Annotated in this window: 19 protein-coding genes; 14 read left to right on the top strand and 5 right to left on the bottom strand. The window is 74.5% G+C overall.

Going from position 1 to position 20,505, the window contains the following annotated elements:
- Positions 1 to 9 precede the first annotated feature (9 nt).
- Positions 10 to 699: a response regulator transcription factor gene (locus tag KPL57_RS30795; protein ID WP_073576792.1), complete on the bottom strand. Its 690-nt coding sequence runs from the start codon at positions 697 to 699 to the stop codon at positions 10 to 12.
- 101 nt (positions 700 to 800) lie between these two features.
- On the opposite strand from KPL57_RS30795, the gene KPL57_RS30790 reads away from it, so the two are divergent.
- From KPL57_RS30790 to KPL57_RS30755, 8 genes are all read left to right on the top strand, one after another.
- Positions 801 to 2,399, top strand: coding sequence for a carboxyl transferase domain-containing protein (locus KPL57_RS30790; RefSeq protein ID WP_226354171.1), 1,599 nt, complete (start codon positions 801 to 803; stop codon positions 2,397 to 2,399).
- Positions 2,400 to 2,407: 8 nt separating this feature from the next.
- A complete protein-coding gene (locus KPL57_RS30785; RefSeq protein ID WP_226354170.1) occupies positions 2,408 to 4,492 on the top strand; it encodes a biotin carboxylase N-terminal domain-containing protein in 2,085 nt (694 codons plus the stop codon).
- Complete coding sequence (locus KPL57_RS30780; RefSeq protein ID WP_226354169.1) at positions 4,489 to 5,649, top strand: acyl-CoA dehydrogenase family protein; 1,161 nt, start codon at positions 4,489 to 4,491, stop codon at positions 5,647 to 5,649. The genes KPL57_RS30785 and KPL57_RS30780 overlap by 4 nt, the downstream gene beginning before the upstream one ends.
- A 92-nt stretch (positions 5,650 to 5,741) precedes the next feature.
- A complete protein-coding gene (locus KPL57_RS30775; protein ID WP_226354168.1) occupies positions 5,742 to 6,761 on the top strand; it encodes an NADP-dependent oxidoreductase in 1,020 nt (339 codons plus the stop codon).
- A 22-nt stretch (positions 6,762 to 6,783) separates the two neighbouring features.
- A complete protein-coding gene (locus KPL57_RS30770) occupies positions 6,784 to 8,247 on the top strand; it encodes a fused MFS/spermidine synthase (protein WP_226354167.1) in 1,464 nt (487 codons plus the stop codon).
- Between the two features lie 649 nt (positions 8,248 to 8,896).
- A complete protein-coding gene (locus KPL57_RS30765; protein ID WP_226354166.1) occupies positions 8,897 to 9,337 on the top strand; it encodes a hypothetical protein in 441 nt (146 codons plus the stop codon).
- A 64-nt stretch (positions 9,338 to 9,401) separates the two neighbouring features.
- Positions 9,402 to 10,001: a superoxide dismutase gene (locus tag KPL57_RS30760; protein ID WP_226354165.1), complete on the top strand. Its 600-nt coding sequence runs from the start codon at positions 9,402 to 9,404 to the stop codon at positions 9,999 to 10,001.
- The gene (locus tag KPL57_RS30755) at positions 9,998 to 10,558 is read left to right on the top strand and encodes a flavin reductase family protein (RefSeq protein WP_226354164.1); all 561 of its coding nucleotides are present in this window, start codon (positions 9,998 to 10,000) and stop codon (positions 10,556 to 10,558) included. The genes KPL57_RS30760 and KPL57_RS30755 overlap by 4 nt, the downstream gene beginning before the upstream one ends.
- Here KPL57_RS30755 and KPL57_RS30750 read toward each other — a convergent pair.
- Entirely contained in the window at positions 10,500 to 10,676 is a 177-nt protein-coding gene (locus KPL57_RS30750; RefSeq protein WP_168172146.1) for a hypothetical protein, read from the bottom strand. The genes KPL57_RS30755 and KPL57_RS30750 overlap by 59 nt on opposite strands.
- A gap of 301 nt (positions 10,677 to 10,977) precedes the next feature.
- On the opposite strand from KPL57_RS30750, the gene KPL57_RS30745 reads away from it, so the two are divergent.
- Complete coding sequence (locus tag KPL57_RS30745; RefSeq protein ID WP_224401228.1) at positions 10,978 to 12,354, top strand: ATP-dependent 6-phosphofructokinase; 1,377 nt, start codon at positions 10,978 to 10,980, stop codon at positions 12,352 to 12,354.
- A gap of 8 nt (positions 12,355 to 12,362) precedes the next feature.
- Here KPL57_RS30745 and KPL57_RS30740 read toward each other — a convergent pair whose 3' ends face one another.
- Together KPL57_RS30740 and KPL57_RS30735 are read right to left on the bottom strand one after the other, a co-directional pair.
- Positions 12,363 to 13,190 (bottom strand): SirB1 family protein, encoded by an 828-nt coding sequence (locus KPL57_RS30740; protein WP_226354163.1) that lies wholly within the window; start codon positions 13,188 to 13,190, stop codon positions 12,363 to 12,365.
- Positions 13,191 to 13,209: 19 nt separating this feature from the next.
- A complete protein-coding gene (locus KPL57_RS30735) occupies positions 13,210 to 14,172 on the bottom strand; it encodes an ATP-binding protein (protein WP_226354162.1) in 963 nt (320 codons plus the stop codon).
- Positions 14,173 to 14,394: 222 nt separating this feature from the next.
- On the opposite strand from KPL57_RS30735, the gene KPL57_RS30730 reads away from it, so the two are divergent.
- Both KPL57_RS30730 and KPL57_RS30725 read left to right on the top strand, forming a co-directional pair.
- On the top strand, positions 14,395 to 14,847 hold the full coding sequence (locus KPL57_RS30730; protein WP_226354161.1) for a MaoC family dehydratase: 453 nt from the start codon (positions 14,395 to 14,397) through the stop codon (positions 14,845 to 14,847).
- Between the two features lie 13 nt (positions 14,848 to 14,860).
- Positions 14,861 to 16,069 (top strand): acetyl-CoA C-acetyltransferase, encoded by a 1,209-nt coding sequence (locus tag KPL57_RS30725; protein WP_226354160.1) that lies wholly within the window; start codon positions 14,861 to 14,863, stop codon positions 16,067 to 16,069.
- A gap of 42 nt (positions 16,070 to 16,111) precedes the next feature.
- Here the strand turns inward: KPL57_RS30725 and KPL57_RS30720 are convergent, their stop codons facing one another.
- The gene (locus tag KPL57_RS30720; protein ID WP_073576771.1) at positions 16,112 to 16,600 is read right to left on the bottom strand and encodes an inorganic diphosphatase; all 489 of its coding nucleotides are present in this window, start codon (positions 16,598 to 16,600) and stop codon (positions 16,112 to 16,114) included.
- 226 nt (positions 16,601 to 16,826) lie between these two features.
- Between KPL57_RS30720 and dacB the strand changes: the two genes are divergently transcribed.
- The 3 genes from dacB (at position 16,827) to tilS (ending at position 20,470) form a co-directional block, all read left to right on the top strand.
- Positions 16,827 to 18,236 (top strand): D-alanyl-D-alanine carboxypeptidase/D-alanyl-D-alanine-endopeptidase, encoded by a 1,410-nt coding sequence (gene dacB, locus KPL57_RS30715; RefSeq protein ID WP_226354159.1) that lies wholly within the window; start codon positions 16,827 to 16,829, stop codon positions 18,234 to 18,236.
- Between the two features lie 147 nt (positions 18,237 to 18,383).
- Positions 18,384 to 19,361, top strand: a complete 978-nt coding sequence (locus tag KPL57_RS30710) for a zinc-dependent metalloprotease (RefSeq protein WP_235975617.1) — start codon at positions 18,384 to 18,386, stop codon at positions 19,359 to 19,361.
- Entirely contained in the window at positions 19,358 to 20,470 is a 1,113-nt protein-coding gene (gene tilS / locus KPL57_RS30705; protein ID WP_226356596.1) for a tRNA lysidine(34) synthetase TilS, read from the top strand. Before KPL57_RS30710 ends, tilS begins: the two co-directional genes overlap by 4 nt.
- Positions 20,471 to 20,505 lie beyond the last annotated feature (35 nt).

Genomic DNA, 20,505 nt, shown 5'->3' with positions numbered 1-20,505 from the left:
CCCCGCAGGTCAGCGGGGCGGCGCGGGCGCGGGCTCGGACATCCGGTAGCCGACGCCGCGCAGTGTCTCGATGCTGTGCGTCCCGAACGGTGCGTCGATCTTGCGGCGCAGGTAGCCGACGTAGACCTCGACGACGTTGACCTCGCCGTCGTAGTGGGCGTCCCAGACCGAGCGCAGGATGTCGGTCTTGGTCACGACCTGCCCGGTGTTCTGCATCAGGTGCTCGAGCACGCCGAACTCGCGCGGGGTCAGCGGGATCTCGGTCTCGCCGCGGTGCACCCGGTGCGTGCCCGGGTCCAGGCTGAGGTCCCCGACCCGCAGCACGGTCGGTGCGGCCTCCCCGGCCCGGCGCAGCAGCGCGCGCAGCCGCGCCTGCAGCACGACGAACGAGAACGGCTTGGTCAGGTAGTCGTCCGCGCCGAGGTCGAAGGCGTCGGCCTCGTCGTACTCGCCGTCCTTGGCGGTCAGCATGAGCACCGGCGTCCACACGCCGCGGTCGCGCAGGTGCTGCAGGATCCGGTAGCCCGACAGGCCCGGCAGCATGATGTCGAGGATGACCACGTCGTGCCGACCGGTCAGCGCGAGCTGCAGCCCGGTGGGGCCGTCGTGCGCGACCTCCACCTCGTGCCCCTCCCCGGCGAGGCCGCGGCGGACCAGCTCGGCGAGCGGCTTCTCGTCCTCGACCAGTAGCAGGCGCACGCACCCAGCCTAGTCCGCGGGACGCCCGCTCTGGACGCCACGTGTTAACAACCGCTAACCTGTTAACGGTCATTAACAGACAGCGTTCCCCGGGAGGTCCGATGACGGCACCGCAGGCCCCACCCGCGCCGGCCTCGGAGGCCCCGCGGCTCGGCACGGCGGTGGATCCGGCCGACCCGCGCGCCGCGGAGAACGACGCCGCGCACCGCGCACTGGTCGCCGACCTGCGCGACCGGCTGGAGCGGACCCGGCTCGGCGGGCCGGAGCGCTCGCGGGCCCGGCACGTCGAGCGCGGAAAGCTGCTGCCGCGCGACCGGGTGGACGCGCTGGTCGACCCGTCGTCGCCGTTCCTGGAGCTGTCCCCGCTGGCCGCGAACGGCATGTACGACGACCAGGCCCCCGGCGCCGGGATGATCACCGGGGTCGGGCGGGTCGCCGGCCGGGAGGTCGTGGTCGTCGCCAACGACGCGACCGTCAAGGGCGGCACCTACTACCCGATGACGGTCAAGAAGCACCTGCGCGCGCAGGAGGTGGCGCTGCACAACCGGCTGCCCTGCGTGTACCTGGTGGACTCCGGGGGCGCGTACCTGCCCGAGCAGGACGACGTGTTCCCCGACCGCGAGCACTTCGGCCGGATCTTCTACAACCAGGCGCAGATGTCCGGGCAGGGCATCCCGCAGATCGCCGCCGTCCTCGGCTCCTGCACCGCGGGTGGCGCCTACGTCCCCGCGATGAGCGACGAGGCCGTCATCGTCCGCAACCAGGGCACGATCTTCCTGGGCGGCCCGCCGCTGGTGAAGGCCGCGACCGGCGAGGTCGTCACCGCCGAGGAGCTGGGCGGCGGGGACCTGCACGCGAAGGTCTCCGGCGTCACCGACCACCTCGCCGTCGACGACGCCGATGCGCTCGCCCGGGTCCGCGCGATCGTCGCGACGCTCGGCCCGCGCGCCCCGCGGCCGTGGGAGGTGCGCCCCACCGAGGAGCCCGCCGTCGACCCCGCCGGGCTCTACGCCGCGGTGCCCACCGACACCCGCACCCCCTACGACGTGCGCGAGGTCATCGCCCGCGTCGTCGACGGCTCGCGGTTCGCCGAGTTCAAGTCCGAGTACGGCACCACCCTGGTCACCGGGTTCGCCCGGATCCACGGCCACCCGGTCGGGATCGTCGCGAACAACGGGATCCTGTTCTCGGAGTCCGCGACCAAGGGCGCGCACTTCGTCGAGCTGTGCGACCAGCGCGGCATCCCGCTGGTGTTCCTGCAGAACATCTCCGGCTTCATGGTCGGCCGCGAGTACGAGGCGGGCGGCATCGCCCGCAACGGCGCGAAGATGGTCACCGCCGTCGCCTCCACCCGGGTGCCGAAGCTGACCGTCGTCATCGGCGGGTCCTTCGGCGCCGGCAACTACGCGATGTGCGGGCGGGCGTACTCGCCGCGGTTCCTGTTCATGTGGCCCAACGCCCGCATCTCGGTCATGGGCGGCGAGCAGGCCGCCACCGTGCTCGGCACCGTCGGCAACGCCGACCCGGACGCGATCCGCGCCCAGTACGAGGAGCAGGGACATCCCCTCTACTCCACCGCCCGGCTGTGGGACGACGGCGTCATCGACCCCGCCGACACCCGCACCGTCCTCGGGCTGTCCCTGTCCGTCGCCGCCAACGCGCCCCTGGCCGACCCGGCCTTCGGCGTCTTCCGGATGTGAGGCCCCCCATGGGATCGGCACTGTTCGACACCGTCCTGGTCGCGAACCGCGGCGAGATCGCGGTCCGCGTCATCCGCACCCTGCGCTCGCTGGGCGTCCGGTCGGTCGCCGTCTACTCCGACGCCGACGCCGCGGCCCCGCACGTCCGCGCCGCCGACGAGGCCGTCCGGATCGGCCCGGCCGCTGCCGGCGAGTCCTACCTGTCGGTGGAGAACGTGATCGCCGCCGCCCGGGCGACCGGTGCGCAGGCGATCCACCCCGGCTACGGCTTCCTGTCCGAGAACACCGCGTTCGCCGCCGCCTGCGAACAGGCGGGCATCGCCTTCGTCGGGCCGCCGTCGTCGGCGATCGAGGCGATGGGCGACAAGATCCGGGCCAAGCAGACCGTCGCCAAGGCCGGGGTGCCGGTCGTGCCCGGCTCCGACGGCTCCGGCCTCACCGACGACGACCTGACCGCCGTCGTCGCCGACATCGGGTACCCGGTGCTGCTCAAGCCGTCCGCGGGCGGCGGGGGCAAGGGGATGCGCGAGGTGCACTCCCCGGAGCAGCTGGCCGACGCGATCGCCGGTGCGCGCCGCGAGGCCCGCGGCTCCTTCGGCGACGACACCCTGCTCGTCGAGCGGCTGGTCACCACGCCGCGGCACATCGAGATCCAGGTGATGGCCGACGCGCACGGCGCCGTCGTGCACCTCGGCGAGCGCGAGTGCTCGCTGCAGCGCCGCCACCAGAAGATCATCGAGGAGGCGCCGTCGGCTCTGCTCACCCCCGCGCAGCGCGACGAGATGGGCCGCGCCGCCTGCGAGGCCGCCCGCAGCGTCGGCTACACCGGCGCCGGGACCGTCGAGTTCATCGTGAGCTCGGACCGTCCCGACGAGTTCTTCTTCCTCGAGATGAACACCCGCCTGCAGGTCGAGCACCCGGTCACCGAGGAGGTCACCGGCCTGGACCTGGTGGAGCTGCAGCTGCGCGTCGCCGCGGGGGAGCCGCTGCCGATCTCCCAGGACGACGTGGTGCTCACCGGGCACGCGATGGAGGCCCGGGTGTACGCCGAGGCCACCGCCGTGTCCGGCGACGCGCTCACCTTCCTCCCCTCCGGCGGGCCGGTGCTGGACTGGACGCCGCCGCCCGGGGTGCGGGTCGACGCCGGGATCGAGACCGGCACCGTCGTCGGGTCCGACTACGACCCGATGCTGGCCAAGGTCATCGCCCACGGTGCCACCCGCGACGAGGCGCTGCGCCGGCTCGACGCCGCGCTGCGTGACACGGTGCTGCTCGGGCTCGACTCCAACATCGGGTTCCTGCGGGCCCTGCTCGCCGACGACGACGTCCGCGCCGGTGACCTCGACACCGGGCTGATCGCCCGGCGCGGCGCCGCGCTCGTCGACGACTCGGTGCCCGCCGACGTCCTCGGTGCGGTCGCGGGTCTCGGGCTGCTGCGCCGGGAGCCGGCCGGGCCCGTGGTGGACCCCTTCGACGTCCCCGGTGGCTGGCGGGTCGGGGAGCCCGCCTGGACGGTGAGCCGCCTGGTCACCGGGGGCGCCGACGGTGCCGTCGAGGTGCGGGCCCGCGGCCGGGCGGCCGGGTTCGACCTGGCGCTGCCCGCCGCCGGTGGGGCGGCGGACCGGGACGCGGGGGACACCGCCGTCCCGGCGTCGGCGACACCCGCCGCGGCCGCCGCCCGGTGCCGCACCGCCGCCGTCGCACCGGGGGTCGTGGAGCACACCCAGGACGGCCGCACCCGCCGGTTCGCCGTCGCCGAGGGTGCCGACGGGGTCGTCTGGATCGGCCGCGACGGGCACGCCTGGGGCGTGCGCGAGCAGGCGCCGACGGAGGCCGCCGCGGCCGCCGGCGGTGCGGGCGGGCCGGTCGTCTCGCCGATGCCGGGGACGGTGACCGTCGTCGAGGTCGCCGATGGGGACGCCGTCGTCGCAGGTCAGAAGTTGGTCGTCGTCGAGGCCATGAAGATGGAACACGTGCTCACCGCCCCCGTCGACGGGACGGTGCGCGAGCTGAGGGCCCGGGCCGGAGCCACCGTCGCGAAGGACGCGGTGCTGCTCGTGGTCGAGCCCGCCACCCAGGAGGAGCAGGCATGACCACCGCCCAGGACACCACCACCGCCGAGGAGTACGAGGCGCTGCGCGCCTCGGTCGAGGAGTTCGCCCGCAAGGAGGTCGCGCCCGTCATCGGCGACCTCTACATCCGCGAGGAGTTCCCCTACGACATCACCGCCAAGATGGGCGAGATGGGCCTGTTCGGCCTGCCCGTCCCCGAGTCCTACGGCGGTATGGGCGGCGACTACCACGCCCTCTGCCTGGCCCTGGAGGAGCTGGCCAGGGTCGACTCCTCGGTCGCGATCACCGTGGAGGCCGGCGTCGGGCTCGGTGCCATGCCGATCCTGCGCTTCGGCACCGACGAGCAGAAGGCGCGCTGGCTGCCCGACCTGGCCGCGGGCCACACCCTCGGCGCGTTCGGCCTCACCGAGCCCGGCGGCGGCTCCGACGCCGGCGCCACCCGCACCACCGCCCGGCTCGACGGCGACGAGTGGGTGATCAACGGGTCGAAGTGCTTCATCACCAACTCCGGCACCGACATCACCTCGGTCGTCACCGTCACCGCCGTCACCGGCGAGAAGCCCGACGGCCGCAAGGAGATCTCGGCGATCCTCGTCCCGGCGGGCACGCCCGGGTTCACGGTGAGCGAGAAGTACTCCAAGGTCGGCTGGAACTGCTCCGACACCCGCGAGCTCTTCTTCGACGACGTCCGCGTCCCCGCGGCGAACCTGCTCGGCGAGCGTGGCCGCGGCTACGCCCAGTTCCTGTCCATCCTCGACGAGGGCCGGGTCGCGATCGCGGCGCTGGCCACCGGGCTGGCCCAGGGCTGCGTCGACGAGTCCGTCCGCTACGCCGGCGAGCGCGAGGCGTTCGGGAACACCATCGGCTCCTACCAGGCGATCCAGTTCAAGATCGCCGACATGGAGGCCCGCGCGCACACCGCCCGGCTGGCCTGGCAGCACGCCGCGCGGCTGCTCGTCGCGGGGGAGCCGTTCAAGAAGGAGGCGGCGATCGCCAAGCTCGTCTCGTCGAACGCCGCGATGGACAACGCGCGCGACGCCACCCAGATCTTCGGCGGCTACGGCTTCATGAACGAGTACCCGGTCGGGCGGTTCTACCGCGACGCCAAGATCCTCGAGGTCGGCGAGGGCACCTCCGAGGTGCAGAAGATGCTGATCGCGCGGCACCTGGGCCTGTAGCGACGATCCGTTCGGTCACCGAACGACATTCCCGTCACGCGCGTGACGACCGTGATGCGGTGCCGCGCGCGTGACGGGGGTAGACCGGTGTCATGAGCAACGAGGTCAACCACCAGGTTCGGCTCGCCGCACGCCCGCAGGGCACCCCCGGCCCGGAGGTGTGGGAGCACACCACCGAGCCGGTGCCCGAGCCCGGCGAGGGCCGCATCGTCGTCCGGATCAGCCACATCTCGCTGGACCCGGCGATGCGCGGCTGGATGAACGAGGGGCGTTCGTACGCGCCCCCGGTCGGGATCGGCGAGGTGATGCGCGCGCTCGGCCTCGGTGAGGTCGTCGCGTCGAAGAACGCCGACTTCGCCGTCGGCGACACCGTCACCGGTGTGCTCGGCGTGCAGGAGTACGTGGAGAGCGACGGCCGCGGCCTGCAGAAGGTCTCCCCGACCGCGGACGTGCCGCCGGAGCGCTACCTCGCGCTGCTCGGCATGACCGGCATGACCGCCTACTTCGGGCTGTTCGACGTCGGCGCCCTCAAGGAGGGGGAGACGGTCGTCGTCTCTGGTGCGGCCGGCGCCGTCGGGTCGGTGGTCGGGCAGCTCGCGAAGGTCAAGGGCGCCCGGGTCATCGGCATCGCGGGCGGCCCCGAGAAGTGCGCGTGGATCACCGACGACCTCGGGTTCGACGCCGCGATCGACTACCGCTCCGACAACGTGTCGCAGCGCCTCAAGGAGCTCGCCCCCGAGGGCGTCGACGTCTACTTCGACAACGTCGGCGGGGACATCCTCGACGCCGTGCTCGGCAGGCTCGCGATGCACGCCCGCGTCGTCATCTGCGGGGCGATCAGCCAGTACAACGCCGAGGGCGGCATGACCGGCCCGAAGAACTACATGAACCTGCTGGTCAACCGGGCCCGCATGGAGGGCTTCCTGGTCGGGGACTACATCCCCCGCTGGGGCGAGGCCGGCACCGAGCTCGCCGGCTGGCTCGCCGACGGGCGCCTGCACAGCCGTGAGGACGTCGTCGACGGCGCCGTGTCCGACTTCCCGGAGGTGTTCCTCAAGCTGTTCCGCGGCGAGAACACCGGCAAGCTCGTGCTCCGGCTGAACCGGGCCTGATCCCGACCGGCACCATGGCGGGGTGCGCCTCGCCATGGCCCGGACCGCCGTCGTCGTCTCGGGGGCGGCGATCCTCGTCGTCGAGACCCTCGCGACCCGGCTCGTCGCGCCCTACGTCGGACTGACGCTCGAGTCGACCACCGCCGTGATCGGGGTGGCCCTCGCCGGGATCGCGGCGGGCGCCTCGCTGGGTGGGCGGTGGGCCGACGAGCGCGACCCGGTGGCCGTCGCCGCGCTGATGATGGTCGTCGGCGGGCTCGGCACCCTCGCCGTACGGCCGGTGGTCCGGCTGCTCGGGCCGCTGCTCGGCGCGGGGCCCTACGCCGCCGTGGTGCTCGTCGCCGCGTCCACCCTGGTCTCGGTGACGGCGCTGGCCGCGGTCACCCCGGCCGTCACCAAGGCCCGGCTGACCGGGCTGGACCGTTCCGGCGAGGTCGTCGGCGGGTTGTCCGCGGCGGGCACCCTCGGGTCGCTCGCCGGGACCTTCCTCACCGGGTTCGTGCTGGTCGCGCTGTTGCCGGTGAGCGCGATCCTGCTGGTCACCGCGGCCGCCTGCCTCGTGCTCGGGCTCGTCCTGGCGCCCCGGCGGCGCCGCTCGGACATCGCGAAGGGCGGCGCCGCGGCGCTGCTGCTGGCCGTCGCGCTCGTCGCGCTGCCGGGGCGCTGCGACGCCGACACCACCTACTACTGCGCCGCCGTCCGGACCGACCCCGCGGACCCGGCCGGTCGCTATCTGGTGCTCGACGACCTGCGCCACTCCTACGTCCGCCTCGGCGACCCCGCGCACCTGGAGTTCGCCTACACCAAGCGGTTCGCCGCGGCCGTCGACACCGCGTTCCCGCAGGGGCGCCCGGTCGACGCGGTGCACATCGGCGGCGGCGCGCTGACCATGCCGCGCTGGCTCGCCGCGACCCGCCCCGGCAGCACCTCGACCGTGCTGGAGCTGGACCAGGGCGTGATCGACCTCGGCGTCCGCTCCCTGGACGCGGGCGGGATCCCCGGCACCACCGTGCGCACCGGCGACGCCCGGGTGAACCTCGCCGCGCTGCCCGACGACTCCGCCGACCTCGTCGTCGGCGACGCCTTCGGCGCCCGCTCGGTGCCCTGGCACCTGTCCACCGCGGAGTTCCTCGACGAGGTGCAGCGGGTGCTGCGCCCGGGCGGGCTCTACGTCCTCAACGTGATCGACCGGTACCCGCTCGACCTGGTCAAGGCCGCCACCGCGACCGTCGAGTCGCGGTTCGCGACGACGATGCTCCTCGCCCTCCCCGACGAGTTCGCCCCCGGTGGCGGCGGGAACGTCGTGGTCGTCGCCTCGGACCGGCCGCTCGACCCGGCCGCCCTCGGCGCCGCCGTCGCCCGCTCCGAACCGGCCGGCACGGTCCTCGCCCCGGACCGCACCGCCGCGTTCACCGCGGGGACGCCGGTCCTGACCGACGACCGCGCCCCGGTGGACCAGCTGATCACCACCGGGCTGACGGGGTAGGGCGCCGCCCCCTCCGCGCCCCGGGGTGCTGTGCCCGGCCCGCCCGCCCCGCCCCGCCCCGCTCGGCTCGCCCTGCCCGGCTCGCCCTGCCCGGCTCGCCCCGCCGCGCTCGGCCTGACCTGCTCGGCCCGCCCTCGCCTTGCTCGCCCCGTCCCGCGCGGACCGCCCCCGCCCTGCTCGGCCCGCCGTGCCGCACTCCCGTTGCGGCCGGCCGGGCGCCCGCCACACCGCGCCCGCCACACCGCGCCCCACTGCGCCGAGATGCAGCTCAGCGGGAATTGTGGATCTACAGGGCCCGCTGAGCTGCATCTCGGCGCCGGTGATCCGAGCACGGACGATCCGTCGGCCTGCTGGGCCGTTCGTCGAGATGCAGCTCGGGGCGGTCCACGGACCGCCGTGACGACCCTCAGTCGCATCTCGGTGGAATCAAGCCGGGCTCGGACGATTCGGTCCGTCGCTGAGCAGCCCCGGGTGAGACGGGGCCCATCGAGAGACTGGGCCCATCGAGAGACGAGGCCCATCGGGAGGCGGGGTCCATCGGAGACGCGCCCCACCGGGAGGCGAGGCCCGGCCGCGCGGGGTCCGGATCACGCTAGGGTCGGCGACGGGGTCCGGTGGGCCCCGTCGGACGATCGAGGGGGAGACGGGCGTGGCGACCTGGGAGGACCTGAAGGCCTACGTCGTGGTCCGGTACGAGATCGTCCGCCAGGGTGCGGACGAGCTGCGGTTCCGGCTGCCGACGACCGAGGACCGGGACCAGCTCGTCGTCGTGAAGCGGGTGCGGGAGGGCGCGGGCCGCCCCGGCGTCGAGGTCACCGACGCGGCGGCCGCGGTCGCCGACCCGGACCAGGAGTGGGTGCAGATCGAGTCCCCGGTCGCACGGCTCGGCGAGGTCGACCTCGGCCGCGCCCTGGAGCTCGCGGGGCCGTCGGTGGTCGGTGGGCTGGCCGCGGAGGAGGGCGTCGTGGTGTTCCGGCACTCGATCCCGCTCGGCCCGGCCGCGCTGGACGGGTTCGAGTTCCCGTTCCGCCAGGTCGTCCACCTCGCCGACGAGCTGGAGCACGCGCTCACCGGGCGCGACGACAACTGAGGCCGGGCCGTGCGGCCGCCGTCACACTTGACCTGAAGTCCGGTTCAGCTATCAGGCTGCGGGCATGGCCGACTACACGCTTCCGGACCTGCCCTACGACTACTCCGCGCTCGCCCCGCACATCGCGCCCGAGATCATGGAGCTGCACCACTCCAAGCACCACAACACCTACGTCCAGGGCCTCAACACCACCCTCGACAAGCTCGCCGACGCCCGCGACAAGAACGACTTCGGCGCCGTCGTCGGACTCGAGAAGACCCTCGCGTTCAACCTCGGCGGCCACGTCAACCACTCCGCCTTCTGGAACAACCTCTCCCCCGACGGCGGCGACAAGCCCACCGGCGACCTCGCCACCGCCATCGACGCCGACTTCGGCTCCTTCGACGGCTTCCAGGCCCACTTCACCGCCGCCGCCACCACCATCCAGGGCTCCGGCTGGGCCGTCCTCGGCCACGACCAGCTCGGCGACCGCCTGCTCATCCACCAGCTCTACGACCAGCAGTCCCAGCTCCCCGCAGGCCAGACCCCCATCGTCCTGCTCGACATGTGGGAGCACGCCTTCTACCTGCAGTACAAGAACGTCAAGCCCGACTACGTCGCGGCCTGGTGGAACGTCGTCAACTGGGCCGACGCCGCCGAGCGGTTCGCCCGGGCGCGGGCGTGACGGTCGCCGATCCGGCCGGGGGCCTGCGGACGGCGTTCCGCGGGCACCCCGCCGGGGTCGCCGTGCTCACCGCGACCGGGCTCGACGGGCCGGTCGGGATGACGGCGTCGTCGGTCGCCTCGGTCGGGGTGGACCCGCCCGCGGTGTCGTTCTCGACCGCCCGTGACTCGCGGCTGGCCGGTGCGCTCGCCGGGGGCGGGACGGTCGTCGTGCACCTGCTCGACGACACCGACACCGGCCTCGCGGCGGCGTTCGCGGTCCCGGGCGCGGAACGGTTCGGGGCGGGCGTCCGGTGGATGGCCCTGCCGACCGGGGAGCCGTGGCTGGTCGACGTGGGCACCGCGCTGCGCTGCCGGGTCCTGTCGGTCACCGAGGTCGGGGCGTCGCTGCTGGTCGCGGCCGAGGTCGTCGAGCTGCTCGGGCTGCGCCGTCGCGGCCGGCCCCTGGTGTGGGTCGGACGGGCCTACCGCGGCGCCACCGTCGAGGACGCGGACGCGGTCACAGCGGCTGCGGATGCACGTCCAGCGCCTGGTCGATCACCGTGCGCAGGCGGTTGAGCAGCTCGTCGGCCTCGCTCCAGGTGACCGCGCCGGTCGCGACGCCGTGGCGCAGCTCCTCGGCGATGGTGCGGGCGAATCCGGTGGACCAGGTGTGACGGGGGTCGATGCTCCGCATGGACGAATTTTGCCCTACGCGACCTGCGGTGTTCACCCCGGGTGCTCGTTTCGTTCACAGCGCGTGTGCGACAGGGTGGGCGAAATCGGTGACGTCTGTCGATGCACACCGCAACGACGCGGGGCGGTCCGCGGGCCGGCCGGTGACGCAGCGGCGACGACGATGGTCCGATCGGCGGGACCCGGCGCACCCGCGGGTGGTCCCGCGGCGTCGTCCCCGGGGGTCGGATCGACGATTCGCCCGGTGTGCGTCACGATGATCGCCCGGCCCCCGGGCGAATCGATCCAGACGGAGTGTGCGCGTGACCACCTCGGAGTACAGCAGCATCACGCCCGGGGACCTGGCCATCGACACGCTCGGCCCGGCCCGCATCACCTCGCCGCTGGCGCCGCTGCTCGACGCCCGCCGCACCACCGAGCACTACGTCGACGCCGGTGACCGGGTCCTGCTCGACGACACCGCCGCCGGGATCCGCGCCCGCGGCGTCGAACCGGAGGAGCTGCCGGGCCTGGAGCCGTGCGGGCCGCGCCGGCAGATCTACTTCGACCCGTCGAAGACCCGCGCCGGGATCGTCACCTGCGGCGGGCTGTGCCCGGGGCTCAACGACGTCATCTCCGGCCTGGTCCGCACCCTGACCTACCACTACGGCGTGCGCCGGGTCGTCGGGTTCCGCAACGGCTACCGCGGCTTCGTCTCCTCCTACGGCCACGACGTCGTCGAGCTGAGCCCGGAGTCGGTGCGCGACATCCCGGTCGACGGCGGCACCTTCCTCGGCACCTCGCGCGGCCCGCAGGACCCCGAGGAGATCGTCGACTGCCTCGAGCAGATGCACCTCAACGTGCTGTTCGTGATCGGCGGCGACGGCACCATGCGCGGCGCGATGGAGATCGCCAGGGTGGTGGGGGAGCGGGGGCTGCGGATCGCCGTCGTCGGGATCCCGAAGACGATCGACAACGACATCCCGTTCATCGACCAGTCCTTCGGATTCCAGACGGCGTTCTCCCAGGCCAGCGAGGCCATCCGGTCGGTCACGGTGGAGGCCAAGTCCACCCCCGGCGGGGTCGGCCTGGTCAAGCTGATGGGCCGGCACTCCGGCTTCATCGCCTGCTACGCCTCGCTCGTGCGTTCCGACGCCGACGCCGTCCTGATCCCCGAGGTGCCCTTCGAGCTGGACGGCGAGACCGGTCTGCTGAACCACCTGCGACGACGGGTGTCCCAGCGCGGGCACGCGGTCGTCGTCGTCGCGGAGGGAGCCGGGCAGGAGATGCTGCCGCCGGTCGGGCGCACCGACGCCTCCGGCAACGCGAAGCTCTCCGACGTCGGCCCCTGGCTCAAGGAGCGCATCGCCGACTCCTTCGCCGACGCCGGGATGGAGACCACCGTCCGCTACGTCGACCCGAGCTACATCATCCGCAGCGTCCCCGCGAACCCCTACGACAGCGTGTACACCGTCCGGCTGTCCCAGGCCGCGGTGCACGCCGCCATGTCCGGGCGCACCGCGATGGTGGTCGGACGGGTGCGGCGCCGGTTCGTTCACATCCCGATGAGCCTGGCCGTCAGCCGTCGCAACCAGGTCGACCCGCACGGCGACCTGTGGATGGCGGTGCTGGAGTCGACCGGGCAGCCGTGGCGCTTCGGCGAGGACTCCGGCGCACCGACCCGGGCCCCGCACACCTGACCGGGGTCCTAGTTGAGATGGGCCCGGTGCTTCATCGCCTCGGTGCGCACCGCGTCCAGCACCTCGGCGCCCGAGCGCGATCCGCGCCCCGGACCGTCCACCCAGGACTCCATCAGCCGGGCCGCCTCGTCCCAGCGGGCCTGCGCGGCGAGCACCTCGCCGAGCTCGCGGATGAGCTCCGGGCCCTGGTGGCGCAGGCCCAGCCGCATCCGGAGCACCCACTCCAGGCCGTCGTGGTCGCGGGAGCGGCCGTAGGTCGCCCGCAGGTTCTCCAGCATCCGGGCGAGGATCTGGCGGGTCGAGGTGCGCGGCAGCATGCCCGAGTCGAAGGGCACCTCCGGGCCGGCGCCCGTCGTCGCGCGGAAGAGCTCCTCGCAGCCCGCCGGGTCGAGCCGCCTGCCGCCGTCGAAGGCGTCGACGAGGCGCTGGGTGCCGGGCACCCGCACCAGGAAGTGTCCGGGCATGCCGACGCCCTCCAGCGGCACCCCGGCCCGGCGGCCCACCTCGATCGCGACGACCGACAGGGTGATCGGGATGCCGGTGCGGCGCTCGAGGACGTCGGGCAGGAAGGAGTTGCGCGGGTCGGCGTAGTCGGTGGAGTTGCCGCGGAACCCGGCCTCGGTGAACAGCCGGTGCAGCAGCGACTCGAACCCGGTGACACCGTCGGCGAGCTCGTCGAGCGTCGCGCGGGCCCGTGCGGTGGACACCGCCGCGACCTCCGGGTCCGGGGCGGCGCCGGCGGCGATCGCCAGTGCGGCCTCGTCGAGCGGCGGTTCGGGCCCGGTCACCATCCGCAGGAAGCGGGTCACCGGGTCGGCGCGGTCGTGCCGGGTCACCCCGGGACCGTACCGGGATTCACGGGGGCGACATCGTGACGCGCACGACCGTGCCCGTCACCTGACCGGGATCGTCCTCCGCGGTCCACACCTGCAGCACGTCCGACAGCTCCGAGGCCAGCCACATCCCCCGGCCACGGTTCCCGGCGACCGGCGGTGCGGCGAGCCCGGGGAACGCGAGCCGGCACGTCGCGGCGTCGCTCATCTCCGAGACCAGCCCCGCCTCGGTGCGCCACATCCGCAGGACCGGGTGACCCGACCCGTGCTCGACGCCGTTGCTGATCAGCTCGTTGACCGCCAGCACGAGGTCGGAGATCCGGCTGGGCCCCAGCCCGGACAGCTCGGCCTGCCGCTCGACGACGCGCCGCATCGACCCGAGGTCGTCCAGGGTCACCGGCAGCGTCACGAGCGCAGGCCCCAGCTCGTCCGGCGGGCACTGCGGGTTCTCGGCCAGCAGCTCGTGGTCGTCGCGCCGGCAGCCGCTCGGGACCGGGGCGCCGTCGACGAGGAACTCGTCGTGCAGGGCCCCGGCGTGCGCGCGGTCGGCCTCGACGTCGGGGAAGCAGCACAGCAGCTCGACGGGCAGCGCGCGCAGGGCGTGCGAGAGGGCGAGGTCGAGGCGGGTCCAGTAGGCGGCGTCCGCACCGGGCAGCTCGACCGGCTGGCCGACCGTGCAGACCCCGGACGCGCCGTCGGCCAGCGCCTCGCGCACCGCGCGGCTCCAGCGCCCCGCGACCGTGAACGGCGGGGCCGAGTGCATCCGGTCCGGCGTGCGGAACTCCACCCCGGCGTCGTGGCCGAGGGAGCGGCGCAGCACCGCGGCACACCGCGGGTCGACCACCACGAGCGCACGACGGCCCGCCTCCAGTGCCTCGGTCACCGGTGCGGTGAGGGCGACGGCCTGGTGTTCGGGATCCCGGTACGGCACGGCCCGGTGGACGAGGCCGTCCGGGTCGGGACGCGGGGTGGTGGTGGCGGTCATCGGCGGTCGGGGGCGGTCGGGGTCATGGGGCGTAGGCCTTCCACGTCGAAGCTGTGCCCATCTGCTCAAGGCGGCTCCTGACGGGGTGACCATAACCAAGCCGCACCGGTCGTGTGGTGCGGGGCGTGTGTGTTCGACGACGTCGCACCCCCCGGCGGCCCGCGGTGCGGTAGGGAAAGCTGGAAACGGATCACCCATCACGCACCACGAACGGAGTGACAGATGCGCGTCTTCGACGGAGTGGACGAGCTGCGGGCGGCCAAGGGGACCGAGATCGGGACCTCGCCCTGGCTGACCGTCACGCAGGAGCGGATCGACGGCTTCGCCGACGCCACCGACGACCACCAGTGGATCCACGTCGACGCCGAGCGGGCCGCGTCCGGACCGTTCGGCGCCACCATCGCCCACGGCTTCCTGTCGCTGTCGCTGCTGCCCAAGCTGGTCCAGGCCGTCTACAAGGTGGACGGGGTCAAGATGGGCGTGAACTACGGCCTCAACAAGGTCCGGTTCACCAGCCCGCTGCCGGTGGGCAGCCGGATCCGCGGCCGGGTCGAGCTGACCGACGTCAGCGACGTCCCCGGCGGCGTCCAGCTCACCATCGGCGTGACCGTCGAGGTCGAGGGATCCGAGAAGCCCGCCCTGGTCGCCGAATGGCTGACCCGGCAGTTCGTCTAGGAGGAGAGACCCCATGCGTGATGCGGTGATCTGCGAGCCGCTGCGGACCCCGGTGGGCGGGTTCGGGGGGTCGCTGCGCGACGTCCCGGCCCACACCCTGGCCGCGACGGTGATCCGCGCCCTGATGGAGCGGACCGGGCTGGACCCCGACGTCGTCGAGGACGTCGTGCTGGGCAACTGCTACCCGACGATGGACGCCCCGGCGATCGGCCGGGTCGCCGCGCTCGACGCCGGCCTGCCGGCGACCGCGGGCGGCATCCAGATCGACCGCCGCTGCGGCTCGGGCCTGCAGGCCGTGCTCTACGCGGCCGGCCAGGTCCGGACGGGTGCGGCGGAGGTCGTGCTGGCCGGCGGCGCCGAGTCGATGTCGGGCGCGTCGTTCTACTCCACCGGGATGCGCTGGGGGGTCAAGGGCGGCGGCGTCACGCTGAACGACTCGCTGGCCCGCGGCCGCGTCACCGCCGGCGGGAAGAACTTCCCGGTGCCGGGCGGCATGCTGGAGACCGCGGAGAACCTGCGCCGCGACTACGCGATCCCGCGCGCCGAGCAGGACGAGTACGCCGTCCGCTCGCACCACCGGGCCGCGGCCGCGCAGGAGTCCGGGATGTTCGCCGAGGAGATCGTCCCGGTGACCGTGCCCGGCCGGAAGGGCGACACCGTCGTCGAGCGCGACGAGCACGTCCGCCCCGACTCGACGGTCGAGAAGCTGGCGACGCTGCGCCCGATCCTGGGCAAGGACGACCCGGACGCCACCGTGACCGCCGGCAACGCCTCCGGCCAGAACGACGGCGCCGCGATCTGCGTGGTGACCAGCCCGGAGAAGGCCGCCGAGCTGGGACTGCGCCCGCTGGCGAGGGTCGTGTCCTGGGGCCTGGGCGGGGTCCCGCCCAAGACGATGGGCATCGGCCCGGTCCCGGCGACGGCCAAGGCCCTGGACGTGGCCGGGCTGACCCTGGCCGACATCGACCTAATCGAGCTGAACGAGGCGTTCGCGGCGCAGGTCCTGGCCTGCACGCGGGAGTGGAAGTTCACCGACGCCGACTTCGAGCGCACCAACGTGCACGGGTCGGGGATCTCGATGGGGCACCCGGTCGGCGCCACCGGCGGCCGCATCCTGGCCACCCTCACCCGCGAGATGCAGCGTCGCGACGCCCGCTACGGGCTGGAGACGATGTGCATCGGCGGCGGCCAGGGGCTCGCCGCGGTGTTCGAGAAGGTGTGACCCGTACCCGGGGCGGCCGTGCGCGGCCGCCCCGGCGACCGGTCAGTGCCCGGCGTTCTTCGCGCGCTCGTAGGACGCCTTGATCTCGCGCTCGGCGTCGGCCCGGCCGACCCAGGACGCGCCCTCGACGCTCTTGCCCGGCTCGAGGGTCTTGTAGATCTCGAAGAAGTGCTGGATCTCCGCCCGGTCGAACTCGGCCAGGTGGTGGATGTCGCGCAGGTGCTCCTGGCGGGGGTCGTCCGAGGGGACGCAGAGGACCTTGTCGTCGCCGCCCTTCTCGTCCTTCATCCGGAACATGCCGATCGCGCGGGAGCGGATGACGCACCCCGGGAAGGTCGGCTCCTGCACCAGGACCAGGGCGTCCAGCGGGTCCCCGTCCTCGCCCAGGGTGTCGTCGATGAACCCGTAGTCGGCGGGGTACTGGGTGGCGGTGAACAGGGTGCGGTCGAGCCGGATACGTCCGGTCTCGTGATCGACCTCGTACTTGTTCCGGCCGCCCTTGGGGATTTCGATGGTGACGTCGAAGTCCACGGTTCGTTGCTCCTTGAAGAGGGTCAGCGGTCTTGTGTCACGGCTCCACCGGATCCGGGGCGGGGCCGCTGGCCCGCCCGCTCCGGCGGTGTCGGTGCTGCCCCCTAGTGTGAGGGACCGGGTGGGCACGGGTGCACGCCGGTGAGGGCGGAGCGGGCCGATGTGGCCCGCGTCGCACCACCGTGCGGGCAGGTCGGCCGCCGGACGAGCAGGTACAGGAGGGTCCGTGGGACGCAGGCATCGCCGGCCGGAGCGCAGCTACCGGCGGTTCGCCGTGGTCGCGGTCGCGGTGATGGCACTGGCCTCGCTGTTCGGCGCCGTCGCCCTGGCCGGGCCGGACGCCCGCAGCTCGTTCGGGCTCGGCACCGCCGCCACCCAGTACCCGCCGGTCCCGATGCCCGCGCTGCGCCCGCTCACGCCGACAGCGCCGGTGCCGAGCGCCGCCGGGATCACCCAGGCCCTGTCCTCCCAGCTCGACGCGCCCGAGCTCGGCGAGGTCACCGGGGTCGTCATGGACTCCGCGGCCCCGCGCGGGGTGAAGCCGATCTGGGAGCGCGACGGCGACCGCGGCATGGTCCCCGGCTCCACGACGAAGCTGCTCACCGCCGCGGCCGCGCTGCTGTCGCTGAACCCGACCGACCGGCTCGCGACCCGGGTCGTGCCCGGCCCGTCCCCGGACTCGGTCGTCCTCGTCGGGTCCGGCGACCCGTCGCTGACCGCGCTGCCCGACGGGCAGGACGGGCTCTACCCGGAGCCCGCGCGGATCGCCGACCTCGCCGAGCAGGTGAAGAAGGCCGTCGGCCGCCCGATCACGACGGTCTACACCGACGCGAGCCTCTGGAAGGGCCCGGCCGAGTCGCCGGGCTGGGGGCCCACCGACGTCGCGGACGGCTACGTCGCCCCGATGTCGGCGCTGATGCTCGACGGCGGGCGCACCGACCCGCTGCAGCAGGACGGCCCGCGCAGCACCGACCCCGCCGCGGCCGCCGGCAAGGCGCTGGCCCGCGCGCTCGGCGCCTCCGACGTCCGCGAGGGCGTCGCCGCCGCGAACGCGCCGGTGCTGGGCAGCGTGTCCTCCCCGCCGATCGCGAGCCTCATCGAGTACATGCTCACCGCCTCGGACAACGTCACCGCCGAGGCGATGGCCCGCCAGGTCGCGGTGTCCAAGGACGGCGAGGCCTCGTTCGACGGCGCCTCGAAGGCCGTCACCGAGGCGCTGGTCCAGGCCGGCTACGACGTGTCCGGGCTGAAGCTCGCCGACGGCAGCGGCCTGTCCCGGGACAACCTGATCCCGGCCCGGCTGCTCGGCGCGGTGCTGTCCTCGGCCGCCGCCCAGTCCGACAGCCCGACCGACGTGCAGTTCCTGCGCCCGATCCTCACCGGGCTCCCGGTCGCCGGTGGTGGCGGGACGCTCGCCGACCGGTTCGGCGACCCGCGGTCGGTCGCCGGGCGCGGCGTCGTGCGGGCCAAGACCGGCACGCTGTCCGGCGCCTCCAGCCTGGCCGGGGTCGTCACCGACGTCGACGGCAGGCTGCTGGTGTTCGCGCTGCTGTCCAACGGCACCTCGCCCGCCGACGCCCGGCCCGCGCTGGACCGCATCGCGGCGACGCTGTCGCGCTGCGGCTGCCGCGGCTGACCCGGTCTCGCGCACCCGTCGTCGCGGGTAGCGTGGGGACGCATGGAGACCGACACGACCGGCCAGGTCACCGGCCGCCGGCCCGACCGCACCGGCGCCGGACTACCGGTGAACTGGTCCCTGGCCGCGTCGACGGCGGCCTCGCTGATGCCCGCCGGGCCCCGCACCACCCCCGCGGTGGCGGGCGCGCTGGTGGAGCGTCTGCGCACCGACTCCGCCCGCGCCGAGGGACACGTCCGCGAGGTCACCGGCCTCGGGGCGGACCTGCCGCTGCTGCCCGCCGACGTGCTGGACCGGCCCGCCTGGGCGCGTGCCGCCGTCGGGGGGATGGAGGCGCTGACCTCCGGCGCCCGGCTGCCCGACTCGCCGTGGCCGCTGCGCACGGTCACCGCGGCGGGCTCGGGGGTGCAGCTCGGCGCGCTGCTCGCCTACATGGGTGCCCGCGTGCTCGGCCAGTACGACCCGTTCGGCGGGCCCGGCGGGGCGGGGCGGCTCATCGTCGTCGCCCCGAACGTCTACGCCGCCTCGCGCTCGCTCGACGTCGACGGTGACCAGTTCGGCCTCTGGGTCTGCCTGCACGAGGCCACCCACCGGCTCCAGTTCACCGCGGTGCCGTGGCTGCGCGACCACTTCGCCGGGCTGGTCACCGAGCTGCTGTCGCTGCAGGAACCGGACACCGCGCGGCTCGCCCGGCTGCCCGACGCGATCCGCGCGCTGCGCGGCGAGGACGGCCGCAAGGCCGACGTGCTCGCCCTGGTCGAGCTGTTGCAGGGCCCCGAGCAGCGGGCCGTGCTCGACCGGCTGCTCGCCCTGTCGACCCTGCTGGAGGGGCACGCCGACCACGTCATGGACGCCGTCGGGCCGGACGTGGTCCCCGACGTCGCGCTCATCCGGCGCCGGTTCACCGAGCGCCGCCGCGGCGGCGGGCTGATCGACCGGATCCTGCGCGCGCTGCTCGGGGTCGAGGCGAAGATGCGCCAGTACGCCGTCGGCGCCGCGTTCTGCCGGGCCGTCGAGCGCGAGGCCGGGATGGCCGGGATCAACCGGGTCTGGGAGTCGCCCGAGACGCTGCCGACCCGCGCCGAGCTGGACGACCCCGCCGCGTGGCTGCGCCGCGTCGCCTGACGGGTCACGGGCCCGCCGCGGCGGGCCGGGTCCGGCGCGCCGTGCGGGCCGCACTGGACCGGCTGCCCGGTGACGCGGCCGCCGCCCCGCCGCTGGTCGCCTGCTCCGGCGGTGCCGACTCCACGGCGCTGGTGCTCGCCGTCCGGGAGGCCGTCGAGGGGCCGGTGCACGCCGCCGTCGTCGACCACGGGCTGCAGGACGGGTCCGCGGAGCGCTCGGCGGGGCTCGCCGCGCGGCTGCGCGGGCTCGGGGTGACGGCGACGGTGCACCCGGTCGTCGTCGGCGCCGTGGGCGGCCCCGAGGGCGCGGCCCGGACCGCCCGGTACGCGGCGCTGCGGGCGGCGCGGCCGTCGCCGTCGTCGCCGGTGCTGCTCGGGCACACCCTCGACGACCAGGCCGAGACGGTGCTGCTGGGCCTCGGCCGGGGCTCCGGGGCACGGTCTTTGTCCGGGATGCGTGAGTGGACCGAGCCGTGGCTGCGCCCGCTGCTCGGGGTGCGCCGGGCCGACACCGTCGCCGCCTGCGCGGCCGCCGGCGTCGCGGTCTGGGCGGACCCGCACAACGCCGACCCCCGCTTCGCCCGCTCCCGGCTGCGCCACGAGGTGCTGCCGCTGCTGGAGGACGTCCTGGGCGGCGGGGTCGCGGCCGCCCTCGCCCGCACCGCCGACCAGCTCCACGACGACGACGCCGCCCTCTCCGCCGCCGCGGCCCGGCTGCTGTCGGCGGCCCGCGTGGCCACGGACGGTGAGCGGGGTGCACCGGCGGGGGAGACCGGGCCGGGTGATTCCGGCGACAACGGCTCACCACCGGGTACCGCCGTGACCGACCCGACCGGGGTCGCGGCGGGGGTCGGGGAGGCCGTCGGCACCGCGCTCGACACCGGGGTCCTGGCCGCTGCCGAGCCCGCCGTGCGACGCCGGGTCCTGCGGGAATGGCTCGCCGGAGCGGGCGCGCGGGCCCTCACCGACGCGCAGCTGCGGGCCGCCGACGACCTCGTCGGGGCCTGGCGCGGGCAGGGCGGACCGGCGCTGGGCGGCGGCTTGGTGCTGACCCGCGCCCGTGGCAGGCTCGTGCTGCGCCGCCGCAGCCGGCCGCGTGACCGGGCGTGACCGCGGGTCCGGTGGAGGCGTCGACCGGGCCGTCA

Source organism: Pseudonocardia sp. ICBG601 (assembly GCF_020496245.1).
This window is presented reverse-complemented; position numbering and strand designations above follow the sequence as displayed.